General features: G+C 67.7%; 20 protein-coding genes. 8 read left to right on the top strand and 12 right to left on the bottom strand.

Annotated features, from left to right (window positions below):
- Positions 1-620: 620 nt before the first annotated feature.
- Positions 621-767, top strand: a complete 147-nt coding sequence (locus AB0395_RS45875; protein ID WP_366293925.1) for a hypothetical protein — start codon at positions 621-623, stop codon at positions 765-767.
- Between the two features lie 231 nt (positions 768-998).
- On the opposite strand, the gene AB0395_RS45870 is transcribed toward AB0395_RS45875, so the two are convergent.
- Entirely contained in the window at positions 999-1,634 is a 636-nt protein-coding gene (locus AB0395_RS45870; protein WP_366293923.1) for a transcriptional regulator, read from the bottom strand.
- Positions 1,631-2,026 (bottom strand): DNA-binding protein, encoded by a 396-nt coding sequence (locus AB0395_RS45865; RefSeq protein WP_366293920.1) that lies wholly within the window; start codon positions 2,024-2,026, stop codon positions 1,631-1,633. Before AB0395_RS45865 ends, AB0395_RS45870 begins: the two co-directional genes overlap by 4 nt.
- Before the next feature lie 59 nt (positions 2,027-2,085).
- Between AB0395_RS45865 and AB0395_RS45860 the strand changes: the two genes are divergently transcribed.
- Positions 2,086-3,339, top strand: a complete 1,254-nt coding sequence (locus AB0395_RS45860) for a PEP/pyruvate-binding domain-containing protein (protein WP_366293918.1) — start codon at positions 2,086-2,088, stop codon at positions 3,337-3,339.
- 59 nt (positions 3,340-3,398) lie between these two features.
- On the top strand, positions 3,399-4,013 hold the full coding sequence (locus tag AB0395_RS45855; protein ID WP_366293915.1) for a histidine phosphatase family protein: 615 nt from the start codon (positions 3,399-3,401) through the stop codon (positions 4,011-4,013).
- Between the two features lie 33 nt (positions 4,014-4,046).
- Here the strand turns inward: AB0395_RS45855 and AB0395_RS45850 are convergent, their stop codons facing one another.
- The 3 genes from AB0395_RS45850 to AB0395_RS45840 all read right to left on the bottom strand — a co-directional run bounded on the left by AB0395_RS45850 (position 4,047) and on the right by AB0395_RS45840 (position 6,357).
- Positions 4,047-4,178, bottom strand: a complete 132-nt coding sequence (locus tag AB0395_RS45850) for a hypothetical protein (RefSeq protein WP_366293912.1) — start codon at positions 4,176-4,178, stop codon at positions 4,047-4,049.
- Positions 4,168-4,401, bottom strand: coding sequence for a hypothetical protein (locus AB0395_RS45845; RefSeq protein WP_366293909.1), 234 nt, complete (start codon positions 4,399-4,401; stop codon positions 4,168-4,170). Before AB0395_RS45845 ends, AB0395_RS45850 begins: the two co-directional genes overlap by 11 nt.
- Before the next feature lie 300 nt (positions 4,402-4,701).
- Positions 4,702-6,357, bottom strand: coding sequence for a serine hydrolase (locus AB0395_RS45840; protein WP_366293907.1), 1,656 nt, complete (start codon positions 6,355-6,357; stop codon positions 4,702-4,704).
- A 179-nt stretch (positions 6,358-6,536) separates the two neighbouring features.
- On the opposite strand from AB0395_RS45840, the gene AB0395_RS45835 reads away from it, so the two are divergent.
- Complete coding sequence (locus AB0395_RS45835) at positions 6,537-7,523, top strand: helix-turn-helix domain-containing protein (RefSeq protein ID WP_366293904.1); 987 nt, start codon at positions 6,537-6,539, stop codon at positions 7,521-7,523.
- 154 nt (positions 7,524-7,677) lie between these two features.
- Here AB0395_RS45835 and AB0395_RS45830 read toward each other — a convergent pair whose 3' ends face one another.
- Positions 7,678-7,947 carry a hypothetical protein gene (locus AB0395_RS45830; protein ID WP_366293931.1) on the bottom strand — a complete coding sequence of 90 codons (270 nt, stop codon included), beginning with the start codon at positions 7,945-7,947 and terminating at the stop codon, positions 7,678-7,680.
- Here AB0395_RS45830 and AB0395_RS45825 point away from each other — a divergent pair.
- A complete protein-coding gene (locus tag AB0395_RS45825; protein ID WP_366293928.1) occupies positions 7,892-8,086 on the top strand; it encodes a hypothetical protein in 195 nt (64 codons plus the stop codon). The genes AB0395_RS45830 and AB0395_RS45825 overlap by 56 nt on opposite strands.
- Here AB0395_RS45825 and AB0395_RS45820 read toward each other — a convergent pair.
- Together AB0395_RS45820 and AB0395_RS45815 are read right to left on the bottom strand one after the other, a co-directional pair.
- Positions 7,992-9,248: an SGNH/GDSL hydrolase family protein gene (locus AB0395_RS45820; protein ID WP_366293902.1), complete on the bottom strand. Its 1,257-nt coding sequence runs from the start codon at positions 9,246-9,248 to the stop codon at positions 7,992-7,994. The two genes, AB0395_RS45825 and AB0395_RS45820, sit on opposite strands and share 95 nt — an antisense overlap.
- A 25-nt stretch (positions 9,249-9,273) precedes the next feature.
- On the bottom strand, positions 9,274-10,110 hold the full coding sequence (locus AB0395_RS45815) for an NAD(P)H-binding protein (RefSeq protein WP_366293900.1): 837 nt from the start codon (positions 10,108-10,110) through the stop codon (positions 9,274-9,276).
- A 184-nt stretch (positions 10,111-10,294) separates the two neighbouring features.
- Here AB0395_RS45815 and AB0395_RS45810 point away from each other — a divergent pair, with 184 nt between their 5' ends.
- Positions 10,295-10,789, top strand: coding sequence for a Mu transposase C-terminal domain-containing protein (locus AB0395_RS45810; protein WP_366293898.1), 495 nt, complete (start codon positions 10,295-10,297; stop codon positions 10,787-10,789).
- On the top strand, positions 10,771-11,025 hold the full coding sequence (locus tag AB0395_RS45805; protein ID WP_366293895.1) for a hypothetical protein: 255 nt from the start codon (positions 10,771-10,773) through the stop codon (positions 11,023-11,025). Before AB0395_RS45810 ends, AB0395_RS45805 begins: the two co-directional genes overlap by 19 nt.
- On the opposite strand, the gene AB0395_RS45800 is transcribed toward AB0395_RS45805, so the two are convergent.
- The 4 genes from AB0395_RS45800 to AB0395_RS45785 form a co-directional block, all read right to left on the bottom strand.
- Positions 10,992-11,666, bottom strand: coding sequence for a response regulator transcription factor (locus AB0395_RS45800; RefSeq protein WP_366293893.1), 675 nt, complete (start codon positions 11,664-11,666; stop codon positions 10,992-10,994). The genes AB0395_RS45805 and AB0395_RS45800 overlap by 34 nt on opposite strands.
- Positions 11,663-12,787, bottom strand: coding sequence for a histidine kinase (locus tag AB0395_RS45795; RefSeq protein ID WP_366293890.1), 1,125 nt, complete (start codon positions 12,785-12,787; stop codon positions 11,663-11,665). Before AB0395_RS45795 ends, AB0395_RS45800 begins: the two co-directional genes overlap by 4 nt.
- Before the next feature lie 17 nt (positions 12,788-12,804).
- On the bottom strand, positions 12,805-13,650 hold the full coding sequence (locus AB0395_RS45790) for a CPBP family intramembrane glutamic endopeptidase (protein WP_366293888.1): 846 nt from the start codon (positions 13,648-13,650) through the stop codon (positions 12,805-12,807).
- A 458-nt stretch (positions 13,651-14,108) separates the two neighbouring features.
- Complete coding sequence (locus tag AB0395_RS45785) at positions 14,109-14,267, bottom strand: hypothetical protein (RefSeq protein ID WP_366293886.1); 159 nt, start codon at positions 14,265-14,267, stop codon at positions 14,109-14,111.
- A gap of 87 nt (positions 14,268-14,354) precedes the next feature.
- On the opposite strand from AB0395_RS45785, the gene AB0395_RS45780 reads away from it, so the two are divergent.
- Positions 14,355-14,792, top strand: coding sequence for a glutaredoxin domain-containing protein (locus tag AB0395_RS45780; protein ID WP_366293883.1), 438 nt, complete (start codon positions 14,355-14,357; stop codon positions 14,790-14,792).
- Positions 14,793-15,091 lie beyond the last annotated feature (299 nt).

The raw sequence follows: 15,091 nt of genomic DNA, 5'->3' as shown, positions 1-15,091 counted from the left end.
ACGTTCACGCAGTTCAGAGCTGTACTTCCTCGGTGGTGCCATAGCTCCTCACCCTTCCAGGTTCAGGAGCCTCCAACCAACCCGGGGTGATCCATAGCCCACGGGACACGCATCCCAGTCCATCGCCTTCGCCTGAGCCGGTACCGCGGTGACCAAGGTGGCCATCGCACACGCCGCCATTATGGCGGCCGCCAGACTCCTTCGCTTTCTCACTCGCCTCGCTCCCTCGTCGGTCTCGATGCCACACGCTGGCGAAGCTCTCATATTCCGCCCGCGTCGTACGGTCCGTCAGGCCGGGACAGCATGCATGACATCGGCTGCCCCCTGCCTTTTCACTGTTGACTTCCTGTTCGCGCCGACTGCCGGACGAGCCGCAGGCCGAAAGCCGATGACTCTCCGTGAATCCATTTCTCCTTACACGTTTCCCTCCTTTGTCGGTGAGCTATAAGCCACTTTGACACCCCATACTCAGAATGTCGTTGACGACTTCTGTACCTTTTGTTGACGATTTCTGCACCACCGCACGGCAGGCGGGAGACGTCGGCGCCGCGCGTTTCCCGGCTGGTCGGGGTCTTACAGCGTCAGGTCAGACGGGCCATCTGGAGCGCCCCATGGGATAAATGGACAACTTCCAGCGGATTCTCACCACCGAGCCCCATCTGCCAGAAGGCGGCAAGACCGCGCCGGGATGTCTTTTCGGGCGCTGTGAAACCAGCCCTCGCCCATCGGGCGTATTTGAAATCTCGAACGCCACCTCGATGCCCTGACCAACGCCGGATGCCGCCGCCTCTTCGCTGGCCCCAAAGTCCGGCCAACGCCTTGACGCTGGTTCCCACGCCATTGCGGTCCTGCGCGCTGAAAGACGGACCGTTGCCGGAACCGCACTCTTCCCGAGAGCGCAACCCCTGCCGAGAACCCACGGAGGTGTTACGGCGCCGAGAGGCTCGGATCCCCGCCGAGCAGGGACTGCACTGCCGATTCGGGGGCGGGGTGTGGGGTCAGGGTTCTGCGCGCCGATCAAGGCCGAGCGTGGCGATGAGGTCTTCGTGGAGCTCGAACCAGACACGGTGGCAAGAGTCGACGTCGGTGCGGTCGACCCAGTCGCCCTTCCCGGCTTGGGCGCGCGCCAGGGCTGCGGTGAATCGCTTGTCATATCCGCGGAAGCGTGTGAGGACGCTCCCGAGCCGGTCTGCGAGTGGCGTGAGTGCGCGGTCGATGCCGGCGAGTTCGGAGAGGACTCCGGCGTCCCACGCGGCGTCAGAGTGGTCGTTGACGGCGAGCCGATCGCCGGCGGCGGGCCGGAGTTGCCAGTCGGTGCAGGCTTGTAGCAGGAGGCCGTTCAGCGGGAGGAACTTGCGGTAGACGTCACGGACCTCGTCGGCGCCGCCGACGCGTGCGAGTTCGGCCGCGAGCTGGCGCTCGTTCTCGGCTCTGCCCGCTTCGGTCAACGACCAACCCTCGGTGCCGGCGAAGGCGGTGTGCTCGACCCAGCCACGTGCCTGGGCGTCGCGCAGCACCTTTTTCGTTTCGGCCGCGTCGAGCCCGTACCGATGAGCGACAACGGGGGTGTCCGCGAACCCGGTGATGCGCACGGCGTGCAGGACCAAGAGGTCGAGCGGAGAGTTCCGCGTCATGAGCCAGCGTCCTGTCGTGCTGTCAGGCGGGTGTACCACTGCTGGCACGCCTGTGGGGAGTTGAATCCCATCGCGTGTGCCATCTGCGCCCAGGTCAGTCCTGCACTCCGGGCTATGAACAGCAGGGCGGATTCGAGTCCTTCGACCTCCGCGCGTGCGGCTTGCAGGAGGGCAAGAGCGCTCAGGATGTCCTCCGGGTCCAGGTCGGCGCAGCGCCAGACGGCGAACTGGACGAGGTCGACAGCCGACGGCGGGGCGGGCGAGGGCCGCCACGGACGAGCGTCGAGCGTGTCTGCGCCCAGGTCTAGTAGACGCTCCCGTGCGTCCTGCTCACGCTGGGCCTGGACGTGGTCGGCGTGCGCGGTGTTCGTGAAGTCCTGCTTGCGCGGCATGCGACTCATGATGGAGACTCAACAAAACGTTGTCAACAATCTATTGAAAGGCGGGATGGGTGATCGTACCCCTCATGGAGGCTGCCGCCGATACCTGCGGGAACAAGGCCGGCGCACTCGGCGCGCTGCTCCGCGCGGGCCTGCCGGTTCCTGGCGGCTTCGTCGTTCCATTCGCCGCCTACCTGGCCGCCGTCGGCGACCTGGGCCTCGATCGGTTCACCGGCGAGCCAGACGATCTCGACGCGGCACGGCAGGTGATCCAGGGCCGCCCACTCCACGCCACCGTGACCGACGCACTGGGGCGCGCACTCGACGAGCTCGGCGACCCGCCCGTGGCGGTCAGGTCATCGGCAGCGAACGAAGACACCGGTCAGGCGTCGGCCGCCGGTCAGTACGAGAGCTTTCTCGCTGTGCACGGAGTCAGCGAGGTCGCCGATGCCGTACGTGCCTGCTGGGCCTCGCTGCTGTCTCCACGTGCCATCGGTCGCCAGGGCGCCTCCGGCCGCGACGACCAGCCATCCGACGATCTCGTGATGGCCGTCATCGTCCAACGCCATCTGGATGCCGAGGTATCCGGGGTCATGTTCACACCCGCAGGCCCGAACGACGCGACCGAGATCGAGGCGTCCTGGGGCCTCGGCCCCAGCATCGTCGAGGGCACGGTCACCCCTGACGCCTATCGCGTCGCCGAGGACGGGTCGATCACAAGCACCGTCGCAGACAAACGGACCCGCCTCGACCGGCGCGGCACGCAGCTCGTCGTTCGCGACGTGCCCACCCACGCCCGGCGCCAACCCGCGATCGACGACGCGACCGTCACGCACCTCGCCGAATTGGGCAAAGAGATCGCTGCCGTACTCGGCGGACCGCAGGACATCGAGTGGGCGATCGTCGACGGCCGCACCTGGGTTCTGCAAGCACGGCCGGTCACCGCCGCACCCCCACCACCGTCACCACCACCGCCTTCCGGCGCCTCGCACACCCCACCCGCCACACTCACCGGAACACCGGGCAGCCACGGGACCGTGACCGGCACCGCCAGGATCGTCCGCGGTCCCGCCGACTTCGCGCACGTGCGCCCGGGCGACATCCTCGTCTGCCCCTTCACCGACCCCGCTTGGACGCCGCTGCTGCGCATCGCCGCCGGCGTTGTCACCGAAACCGGAGGCGTGCTCTCCCACGCCGCGATCGTCGCTCGCGAACACGCCGTCCCCGCCGTCCTCGGCATCCCGAACGCAACAAGCAGGCTCCGCGACGACGCCATCATCACCATCGACGGCACCGCCGGCACCGTCACGGCGACGAACGCCTGACCGATTGATCGAAAGGAGATGGGAAACGGGCCCGCACGGACCCGTGTCCCTGACCACTGATGACAACACGAGTCCTCTACCTGGCGCGCCACGGCGCGGCTGACGCGTTCGGGGTGCTCACCGACATCGGGCGCCGGCAGGCGCGCCTGCTGGGCGAACGGCTCGCCGGCGTACCGGTCGACGCCGTCTGGCACTCTCCGTTACCACGCGCCGAAGCAAGCGCGCGTGAACTCGCCCGGCATCTGCCGAACGTGCCCGTGACCGAGGCCGCCGAACTCGTTGACCACGTGCCCTATGTCCCCAGCATGGCCGAAACACCCGCGTCCTGGGTCGGCTTCTTCGACGGCTACGACGACACCGAGGCAGCGTCGGGCCTGAGGCTCGCCGAGGCCCTGGTCGCCCGGTTCGCGGAGACTCCCGACGCGAGCGCGAAAAAGACCCAGGCCGACACGCACGAGGTCCTGGTGACGCACGCCTATCCGATCGCGTGGCTGGTGCGGCATGCACTAGACGCGCCGCCATCCCGGTGGCTCGGGCTGAACAGCGCCAACACCGCGCTGACGGTCATCGAGTACCGCAACGGCCTGCCGCCCACGATCGTGATGTTCAACGACATGAGCCACCTCCCGGCCGACCTGCGCTGGACCGGGTTCCCCGAACGCATTAGGCCGTGAGGTGACTCCTGCGGGGGTGGGCTTTCGGGCGCCTCAGCTCCCGCCGGATGCCGGGAGTTCGGTGAGGTCCAGGCGGCGGTCGGTTCGCAGCTGGATCTCACCGTAGGGGGTCATGTTCATGTGGAAGATCGGGGTGAGCCCGCGCCGGTCGGCGTCAGTGAGCACGTTCCGCCGCTCCGGCAGGGCCCTGCTCGAACAGCTCGGCGGCGCGACGGTAGGACAGCCGGGCCCGGCCGGAGCCGGGGTCGACGTCGGCCGGCGGCAACGCAACGCGGGCGCGCCGGTCGGTGAGGAACACCGGGCCGGTGCGGCGTCCGTCCAGCAGGCAGGGCAGCAGCCGGGCGGTGGGCGTTTGCCAGACGATGCTGAAGCTATCGCAGATAATCACCGGCTATCTGCGATTATCCCATCGGGGGCGAGCCAACCCAGATGCTGAACGGACCAGAGGCTCACCGGAGCAACCCTTAACGTTCAATCTCGCAGGAATACCGGTCAGACCCCGGCGTCGCCGATCTCGGCGTCGGCAACGTCGGCCAGCGGCTGGGTGCCGCCGCCGACGGCGATCGGTCCGGGTCGCGGGCGGCCTGAACATAGTGGTGGAGGAGCGCAATACCCCCAAGCAGGACAGCGGTCGCAGGATCCGAATGGTGCGCTGCCATCGTGGCTTGGGGGCCAGTGCAAGGAGCGGCTACGTTGTCGGGAGGCCGACCGCGTTGGACGCGTCGGCCTCGAAGTACTCCGTCGTAGCGAAGAGGCCGACGTGATCCTCGAAGAAGCTTCTGACGCCGTCGATCGAGTCATTGACGATGACGTTCACCGCCCTGCTCCCGTCGGTGCTCGCTACCGCCAGCGTCCACTTGGCACCCTCGGGAAGCTGGCCGTACGCCTTCTTCAGGGAATCCCAGAAACCGTCGTTGTCAGAAATCGTAGAAACAGCCATGACGTGCACCGTGGAACCCTCCTCATTGACTCTCGGATTCACTCGGCAATTGATGTGAAGATACTGTGCGGCACCGTTCTTGAAGTCGTAGATCGCGACGGTCTGAGGGTCCTCGAGCGGATCATCTGAAGGCATCAAGAAGTGGGTCTCGCTGATCGGGAACAGCTCGTATTCGAGCTGTTCTGGTTTATTAAGGAGTTGCGCCTCCACGGGGTTCAGGGTGAATTTGAGGTGGAGCTTCCCGCGGTCGGCCGCCACTTCGTAACGAGTGCCGGGGCGCTCGTAGGAGCCTTCATACCTGGACAGATCGAGGGCCAGGGTCGGGTCGGGTTCCGGCAGGTCAGGGATCGTGACCGCGCCGAGGTCGACCAGGATTTCGTTGAACACCTTCCGGTAGAAGCTGTCGCGCGGCCCGGCGTTCGCCAGCATCGAGACGGCGATGTTCGATTCCGGCAGGATCCGCAGGCGGGCGCTCTGGCTGACTGCACTGCCGTCGTGGGCGTAGGCGGTTTGGCCGTGCCAATCGCACACGATGAGGCCGAGTGCCCATTCTGGCCCGAACATGTATGGGTCAGGTATGGGGACCCGCGACTCCATCATCTCGCGGATGATGCCGGGTGAGACGATTCTGGTCCCGTTCGATGCCTTTCCTTCGTTGAGGAAGACGTACGCCATCATCAGTAACTCCCGGGCTGTCGTGTTGACGTTGCCTCCGGGGCCGAAGGAGCGTGGCAGGTGACCCAGCGGTGAGAGGATGGGTCCCTCTTGAAGGGATCGGATCAGGTATCCGGTCGCGGCCCGATCCTGGTCCGCGTGCTCACGCCTGCTGCTCGTCGAGGTCAGTCCCAAGGGGTCGAACAGACGATCCTTCATGATGTCGTCCCACCGTTTGCCGTCGATCACCTCCATGATGCGGGCGAGGATCGCGTAGCCCAGGGCCGCGCTGTAGCCGTGAGTGTGGCCCAAGGGGTGGACCTGGCGTGCGCCGGCGATGTTCTCCACCATGCGCTCGTACACGTCGTCGTTCTCACCCGGATCTCCGTAGCTCTCCTCGATGCCGTTGGTGTGGTTGAGGAGATGGCGGGGTGTGACCTCGGCGCTGACGCCGGGGTCGGCGACCCGGAAATCAGGGAGGTAACCCCGCACCGGCTCGTCCAAGGCGACTTTCCCCTCGTCGACGAGCTGCATGAACGCCAGGGCGGTCCATGTCTTGGATACGGAGCCGCACTGGTAGATGGTGTCAGTCCTCGCGGGCTCCCGCGTGGAGATGTTCTTGACGCCGACCGCGAAGTCAGTGATCTCCCCGTCACGGAGGACGCCGATCGCAGCACTCGGAATCCGGTACTCCGCGAGCAGCTCGGAGACGCGAGCTCGCATCCGGGTCACATCCAACGCTCTTGTCATAAGGAGTTCCTCGCCTCATCCGAACCTTTCCAAGATGGAAAAGGCTACGTTGCATTTCAAGCATCGTCAACGAAAAGTCTCAACGATGCGCTTGAAAACATGGATTTTCGCGTCAATCGTTGCAACGGCATTGTTGATAAATGCAATTCATGTCGACCGGCCGTTGCAATGTACTGTTGGTGAACGCACCCGTGGAACCGAACCGACAGGAGAGCGAGCCGATGCCCGGAGGCAGGCTGACCCCCGAGGATCGCCGGCAGATCGCGATCTGGCTGGCCGAAGGGCTGGGATACGCCGAGATCGCCAGGCGGCTGGGCAGGCCCACGTCCACGATCAGCCGCGAAGTGGCGCGCAACAGCGCGCCCGGCGGCTACCTGGCCGACCGCGCCCAGCAGGCCACCGGGCAGCGCGCCCGCCGGCGCAGATCGGTTCAGGCCACGGAGCCACCGGCCGACGGGCTGCTGGCCGAGTCCGTGCGCGGTTTCGTGGAGCAGTTCGCGGCGCTGCTGGTCGGGACCGGCCTTCCCCGGATGCCCGCTCGCGTGTTCGTCTGCCTGCTCACCTCCGGCTCCGGGGGCCTGACGTCCGCCGAGCTCGTACGCCGGCTACGGGTCAGCCCGGCGTCGGTGTCCAAGGCCATCGGCTACCTCGAGGCGATCGAGTTGGTCAGGCGCACACAGGATTCCGGCCGCCGCGAACGGTATGTGGTCGACGACGATGTCTGGCTCCGGGCGTTCAAAGCCGACACCGGGGCACACGCCGAGGTCGCGGCGGCCGCGCGACACGGGATCGAGATCTTCGGTGTCGGCACGCCCATCGGCACCCGGCTGGGCCAGATGGCTCAGTTCTTCACCCGGATCAGCGAGCAGATGAACGACAGCAGCCTCACCGACGCCGCCGTGCACGACGCGCTGACAGTGCTGGCCGCGCTGGTGTACGCCGCCAGGCCGCTCACCGTGGACGACCTCGCCACGGCGCTGGACTGGCCTGTCCAGCGGGCGGCCGGCGCTCTGGACGCGATCAGCCGTCGTCCGATCCTTTCCGACCCGCTCACCGTGGAGCAGGTCGGGCGCGGCGCGTACGCCATCATCCCGAGGCCTGACCGCCTGAGCTCCGCACAATGCGATGCACTGATCGTCAGTCCGTGCGCGACCCGAGGGACTTGAAAATGACGAAGCCGGATAGGCCCCCACCCGGGTCCGTGCCACCAGCCACAAAGTAACGCTGTGTAACTACCGCTACGTGTTTTGGCCATGGACTCCACCGTCGGCCTGGCCGCAAAGTAGCAAAGCGCTGCATCTCGGGCGCGTTACGTCGCCATTATGAGTCCGACATACCAATTGGTAGCTGAGCGGTTACAAACCATTTCACCTCGGTGGCCTCGCGCACGGTGACCGACGCGAAGGTGCTGCGCCGCCGGCTGCTGCTGCTGTGCACCTTCGGGCTCGGTACGAACATGGGGATCAAGCGGGTCGCCGACGGCACCGCGGCGATCGAGGGGCTGGAGGCCGACACCGACTCCGAGGTGGCCTCGATGATCGAGGGCCTGCTGCGCCATCTGACCAGCGCGGAGATCGATCGCCAGTACACCGATACCCACGGAGCTTCGATCGTGGGTATCGGAGTTCCGGGCCCTACAGGCAGGTCAGGTCGATGGTCTCGGCCATGGCGTTCAGGCCGGCGTCGTTGGGGTGGAGCCAGTCGCCCGCTTGTCCGTCGCGGACATTGAACTCCGGCCGCAACCGGTCCGGGTCGGTCGGTGAGAGCAGGACGTGTTCGAAGTCGGCCACCGCGTCATACTCGCCGCTGGTCCTGATCCAGGTGTTCACCTGGTCCCGGATCCGCTCCAGGGCGAACGGTTCGGGGGTGCCGTCCGGGTAGAGCCAGGGGTTGCCCTTGAACGGCATGATCGTGCCGCCGACGATCGTGATCCCTCGGGTGTGGGCGAGCCTGATCAGCTCGCGATGTCCCGCGATGACCTGCTCGGCGGTGACCGGCGAGTCCTGGAAGGTGATGTCATTGATGCCTTCCATCACGATCACCGTCCGCACCCCCGGCTTGTCGAGCACGTCCCCCTGGAAGCGGGCCAGGCCGCGCTCGCCGAAGAGCGGATGGTCGGAGAGAAGCCGGTTGCCTGAGATGCCGCTGTTCAGCACGGTCAGCGGCCTGCCCGCCGCGACCAGCCGCTCGGCGAGCTGGTCGGGGTAGCGATTGTCGGTGTCCTGGGTGGAGCCGGTGCCGTCGGTGACCGAGTCGCCGAAGGCCACCACCGCGCCGCGGGTGGCGGGGTTCAGCACGTCCACCCCGCTCAGGAAGTACCACGACTGTGAGGTGTCGGTGAAGGCGGTGCCGTGCGGGTCGAACCGGTGGTCGCCGGAGGCCCGGTAGCTGGTGGCCGAGGAGACGTCGTGGAAGGTGGCCGGTCCGGTCGCCCCCTGGAAGTACAAGGTGACGGCCAGCCGGTCCAGCGCCTGGACGGGCAGCGGGATCGGGTCGCTGACCAGTTCCTGACCCGCCGGGATCACCGTGTACGGCCGCAGCGAGAAGGTCGCCGGGCGCAGGGTCGCCGGACGGACGGCAGCCCCGGCGGCGGCCTTGGCCACCGTTGCCCCGCTCACCGTGAGGGGCGCCGTGCCGTACAGGTTGGAGATCTTGATGCGGACGGCGACGCCGGCTCCCGTGGCCCGGACCACCTGGCGTACCGACTGCCGCTCGAAGCCCGCCTGCGACCAGTTGGACGAGCCCGGCAGCCCGCCGGGCGAGGGCTGCTGCACAGCTGCCGACCAGGCGCCCGTCCAGCGGGGGCCCGCCGTCCCGGCCTGAGCCGGGACGGCGGGGACGATGATCGCCGCGGCGGTGGCCAGCGCGGCGAATGTCTTGGCGAAACGCATGTGGAGGAGATCCTTTGATGAGAGGTTAGAAGTCGGCGGCGTGGTCGGCGGCCCACTGGGCGTAGGTGCGGGCCGGGTGGCCGGTGATCCGCTCCACGGTGTCGTTGACCTCGGCCGGCTTACCCACGGTGGCCGCCATCAGGGAGAAAAGCGCGTTCAGAAAGGCCGGGTCCATGAAGGCGCTCATCTGCTGGAGCACCGGCTCCGGGTCGAGGTCCTCGGTGGTGAGCGGGCGCCCGAGCGCCTCGCCGAGGATGCGGACCTGGTCGGCCTGCGTGAGCGACTCGGGCCCGGTCAAAGCGTAGGCCCGACCGGTGTGACCCTCGCCGGTCAGCGTCGCGACCGCCACGTCCGCGACGTCCAGCTCGTGGATCGCGCTAACGGCTGCGTCGATGTACGGTGCGCGGATCACATCACCGCCGGCCAGCTGCATCGCGAACGTCAACGAGTTGATCGCCGGGAACAGCAGCCGCAGGACCGTCCATTCCAGGCCGGAATCGCGGACTGCCTGCTCCACGTTTCCGTGGTACTGGGCGATCACATCCGGCTGGGCGTCGATGCCGTCCACCACCGCGCCCGAGGACAGGAAAACGATCCGGGCGACACCGGCCTCCCGTGCGGCGGCGAGGAGCGGCGCCGGGTCCATGCCGTACTGCAGGATCAGCAGAATCGCGCTCACGCCGTCGAGGGCGGCGGGCAGGGTCTCGGGCTTGGTCAGGTCGGCCTGAGCCAGCTCCACACCCTGCGGCAGCCCTGCCTGCTCGGGGTTGCGGGTCAACGCCCGGACCGGGTGGCCCGCGGCCTGCAACGCTTCAACGGCCTGACGGCCGAAGTGGGCGGTGGCACCGGTAACCAGGTACATGAGAACTCCTCCTGAGGGACTGGCCAACAGGCACAACCCTATCAGAACGGAATTATCTGTTCCGCGGTGAGGTTGAGCGACCGATCTCCGTAATCGTGTTCGGACCCGCCCAGGAAACCTACGACGGCGTCATCGACCAGTTCCCTGTGCAGGGAACCTCTCGCCCCCCTGTTCACCTGCGGGAATGTCACTGATGGCGGCTGATGAGGCCAGCCTTACCAACAGGCCAAGAACCCCCGCACCGTCGTGCGTTACGTCAAACCCGGCCCGGAAGCGATCGCCAAAGTCACCGAGGTTCTGGCCCCTCGTCACCGTACTCACTGACCACCGAGTGGCGGCCTTCCGTCTGGATCCAACACTGGCCGCCTTCGTCGGCGAAAGCGTCGTCATCCGCTACGACCCGCACGACCTGGCCGAACTACGGGTCTTCCACCGCGGCGCCTTCATCTGCCGGGCGATCTGCGCCGAACTGGCCGGCACCACCACCAGCCCATGCCCAGAGCCCACCCAAACTCCAACCGAAAACCCCTCACCGCAGACAGCCCCCTCCTCCCGCCTCGGCGAACCTCATCTCAACCGTGGAACACCGCAGGTTCTGCCAGTTCGCCGACATCGTGCGCGCCCGTCGCTACCGGCGCCAACCGGCCCGACTGGCACACTGTGCTGTACACGCCCCTGATCAACACCCCGCCCGGCCGGGCGCTCAAAGAGCTGACCTCCCCGAGCCGGCGGCGAGCCTGGCCGCCCGAGACGGGCATCGCGGTGTTCAAGGTCGCCTTCGCCCGCTGGATCAGCGAGCCGAACCAGGCCGAGCTGCCGGAGATCCTGCCCGCCCTGACCGAGCAACTGGCGGACGTGGTGGCCGGCGACGCGGTCCGGTGTCAGGGCCCTCCGGACACCAGGCCCACCCGGTAGGCCAGGACGACCGCCTGGACACGATCACGCAGGCCGAGCTTGGTCAGGATCCGCGACACGTAGGTCTTGACCGTTTCCGGCGCGATGACCAGCGCCTGGGCGATCTCCGCGTTGGACAGGCCGGCGGCGAGCTCCCGCAGAACCTCCAGTTCGCGCGGCGTCAGCGCGTTGACGACCTCGTCCCTGGCCGGGCGTGCGATGTCGGTGGGGCGCAGCCGCTCGGCGAAGTGGCCGATCAACCTGCGGGTGACGGCCGGGGCCAGCAGTGCCTCGCCACCGGCGACTGTGCGGATCGCGGCCACCAGCTCGGCCGGGGGCGCGTCCTTGAGCAGGAAGCCACTGGCTCCGGCCCGCAAGGCGTCGTAGACGTAGGCGTCGACGTTGAAGGTGGTGACGACCAAGACCTTGGGCGGCGCTACAGCGGCCGGGCCGGCCAGCCGGCGGGTCGCCTCGATACCGTCCAGCACAGGCATGCGGATATCCATCACGACCACGTCGGGCCGCAACCGCTGCGCGGCTTGCACCGCCGCGTGCCCGTTGTCGGCCTCCCCGATCACTTCCAGATCAGGCTGGGCAGAGAAGATCGTGACGAATCCGGTGCGGACCAGCGCCTGGTCGTCACAGACCAGCACCCGGATCATGCCGGCACCCCCGAAGGAATCACCGCACGGACCGCGAAACCGCCGTCGGGCCGCGGCCCAGCCTCCAGGTCACCGGCGAGCATCCCCAGCCGCTCACGCAACCCCGCCAGCCCCCGACCGCCACCCGCGACCGCGGCAACGGCCGATCCCTCGGTGATCACCTCGATCTCGACCTGCTCGCCGTACCGGATCGACACCACCGTCGGCCGGCCTGCCGCGTACTTCATCGCATTGGTCAGCGTCTCCTGCACCACGCGGTAGGCGGCCAGCTCCACCTCTGCACTCGGCTCCCGCCGCACGCCTTCCTCGGTGAATTCGACGGGCTGGCCCGACAGGCGGGCCTGTTCGACCAAATCGCCGATCCGGCCCAGGGCGGGCGCCCGATCCGCAGGAGCCGATTCGCCGGTCGCCTCCAGCACATCCAGCAGGGAGCGCAGCTCCCTCAGTGCGCGCCGCCCGGTGTCACTGACGGCCGCCAGCCCCTGGCCCGCCCGCTCCGGCGCGGAGGTGATCAGGAACTGCGCCGCATCGGCCTGCACCACCATGGCCGTCACATGGTGAGTCACCACATCGTGCAACTCCCGCGCGATGCGGGCCCGCTCGGCGGACCTGGCCACCTCGGCGGTCAGGCGCCGCCGCTCGCCCTCTTGCATCCGCCACCTCCGCATCGCGGCCCCGGCCAGCCAGCACAGAGCCAGGCACAGCCAGAACACCAGGTAATCCGGCATCGCCTGCGGCGAGCCCAGGCCGTGCAGGACAAGCGCCAGGACGGCATAGCCCGCACCGGCCACCGCGGCCAGGACACGACGGAAACGGATCTGATGCGCGCCGACGGCATACAACGCCAGATACAGCCCCACACTCCCGAACGTGGTCGGGTACCCCAGCGCCTGATGCACCGCGAACGCGCTGCCGATGATGAGCAGACCGGCCGCGGGCCAGCGGCGGCGAACGACCAGCGGCAGAGTCTGGGCCAGGCCCAGCCCGACGCCCAGCACCTGCACTGGCCGGGTGTTGAGGTCGCCGAGCTGGGCCCCGACCTTCGACAGCGTCGGTATAAACGCCAGCACGGTGACCAGCAGCGCCAGCGCACCATCCGCGGCCCAGGCGTTCCTGGCCATCGCGATCCCTTCCCCGGTCAGCCGGTGGCGCGCGGGCGGCGCACCAGGCCACCGCGACGGTGGGCCAGGATCAGCATAGGGATGGCCAGTGCCAGACCGACCACGACCGGGATAATCGAGGCTTCCAGCCCGAAACTCCCACCCGTCAGGACGGCCGGACCAGTAGCCCGCACGGTCAGCAATCCCTCGACGGCGTGCCCTGAGGTCGGGATGCCCAGCAGTTGCTGGACGGTGTTCCAGGCGAAGTGCAGACCCGAGACGAACCACAGGTTGCGCCGCCACAGGAACGCGGCCCCCAGCAGCACCCCGGCCTCGATGGCGATGGCCAGTGAACTCCATACGCTGGCACCGGGGTTGAACAGGTGCGCCACCCCGAAGAAGCCCGCCGTGACCGCCAGGGCGACGAGACTACCGCCCAGCCGCTCCACGGCCTGCAGGGCCAGCCCGCGGAACATCAGCTCCTCGGTGACCGCCGTGCCGGCCATCACGATGACCGCGGAGACCACCACCGAGAACAAGCCGCGGCCCGCCCAGGAGAACGAGTACCCCCCCAACGCCGTGATGAGGAGGACGGAGACCAGCATGAACCCCAGGCCGACAGCGCCCCCGGCCAGTGCCTCTCGCACCGCTCTGCGCCGGGCGATCTCTGGGGTGGGCCGGCGTGCGAGGTAGCGCATCACCAGCCAGTAGACGGCGACCGCGGCGGCCGCCCCCACCAGCGGCAGCGGGCCAGGCGCCGTCGCGGTCAGAGCGGAGACCAAGATAACGCCGACCAGTCCGGTCGGCATCCAAACCAGCGGATGGCCGGCGAACCGGCCCAGACGGCCGCCACCCGGCCGGTGCGTCGCAGACATCGTGCTCATCGTTGCCTCCCTTGTCCCGTGATCCACCGACCACGCTAGGGAGATGCCACGATCCGCGAATCACCTGTCAGCGGACGATTCCTGTAGCTCTCGCGGGGGACGCAACCACTGCTCAGTTGGGTAACCACCCACGATCCCGGCTCACCACTATCGCGCCTACCAGCAGAAATGTCACAGATGAGCGCCCTGCTGGGCAGCGACGCCGCGGGCGGCTTCACCTTGAGAAGACATCGATCCGGAGGCGGGAAAAGTGTCTCCCCATGGTCACCGGCCGCGACGTTACGCTTACCGGCGAGCGCTCCGCGTCAGGAGCCCGGCAGGGAGGAAAGACGCATGGGGACCCATGAAGGCAAACCCGCCGACGATGAAGAGTTCGCCCCCTCCGAGCTGACTCCGGCGTAGCTGGACGGCGATGCACCGTCGGGGAAGCACGAAAAGCCGGCGACGAAGTGACTGCCTCACGGGCCGGGCAGCGCGAACTGCGCGATTTTTCCCGGTATCTCGGCTGGATCTGTGCGCGCCCTACTCGCCTTCGACGCCGTCATGGCCGAACGCGAGGTGACCATCACTCTGGTCGCCCCCATCGGCAGCACCGTGCGCCGGCTGCTGACTCTCATCCTCCGACGAGGCCGGGGCTGCCTGACTCCGGCCTTTGCCGCCTCCTTACCGCCGATAGCAGCCCAGACAGTAATAGCCTGGTCACCATGGTGCGCGCTTTGATCTTGCCGATACTGTTCCTGGTGAGTGGCCTGATGGTGGCGGCTGGGCAGATCGCCGCAGGGTCCCCGGGCAGTGCGGCTGTTCTGCTGCTGGTGTTCGTCTCGCTCGCGGGGGTGTTCTCGCCGTTGGCGTTCCCGCGATCGATCAGTGCGGCAGAAGCGCACCGCCGCGGTGCAGCCGACGGCTGGCCGATTGTCTACTGGCGAGCGGGTTGCCAATACTGCCTGCGGCTGCGGATCCGGTTGGGCCGTGATGCTCATCGGCTGCATTGGGTGGACATCTGGCGCGACCCGGCCGGTGCGGCGGCGGTGCGGGCCGCCACCGGCGGAGACGAGACGGTGCCGACCGTAGTGGTGGCGGGCCGACCTTACGTCAACCCTGACCCCGACTGGGTGCGCGAACAGCTCCCCCGGTCCATGTGACGCCTACATCTGGACCTTAAGTCCGGCGAGTCCCCCGCCTTCACCACCGACGTAGAGCCGGTGTGACTGATACCGGTGGACCTGCCGGCCGAGCCGATTTCGAATTCGAAGATCGACTGATCGCGGCGTAGCCGATGAAGAGCAGGAGTACCGGGTACGGGGGCGTCAGCTCAGCCAGAGGGGATGAGAAGAGCCATGTGATTGTGGCCCCCGAGTAGGAATCGTCCGGTGAACCGGGGTTGCTGTCACATTTGTTGAGTGCGCCACGAGGCGCTGTGGTCCGTGTGGAGGTGGAATAC

The organism is Streptosporangium sp. NPDC051023 (assembly GCF_040689595.1).
Taxonomy (GTDB): Bacteria; Actinomycetota; Actinomycetes; order Streptosporangiales; family Streptosporangiaceae; genus Streptosporangium.
Note: the sequence above shows the minus strand (reverse complement) of the source record. Positions and strands in the feature narration are given on the sequence as shown.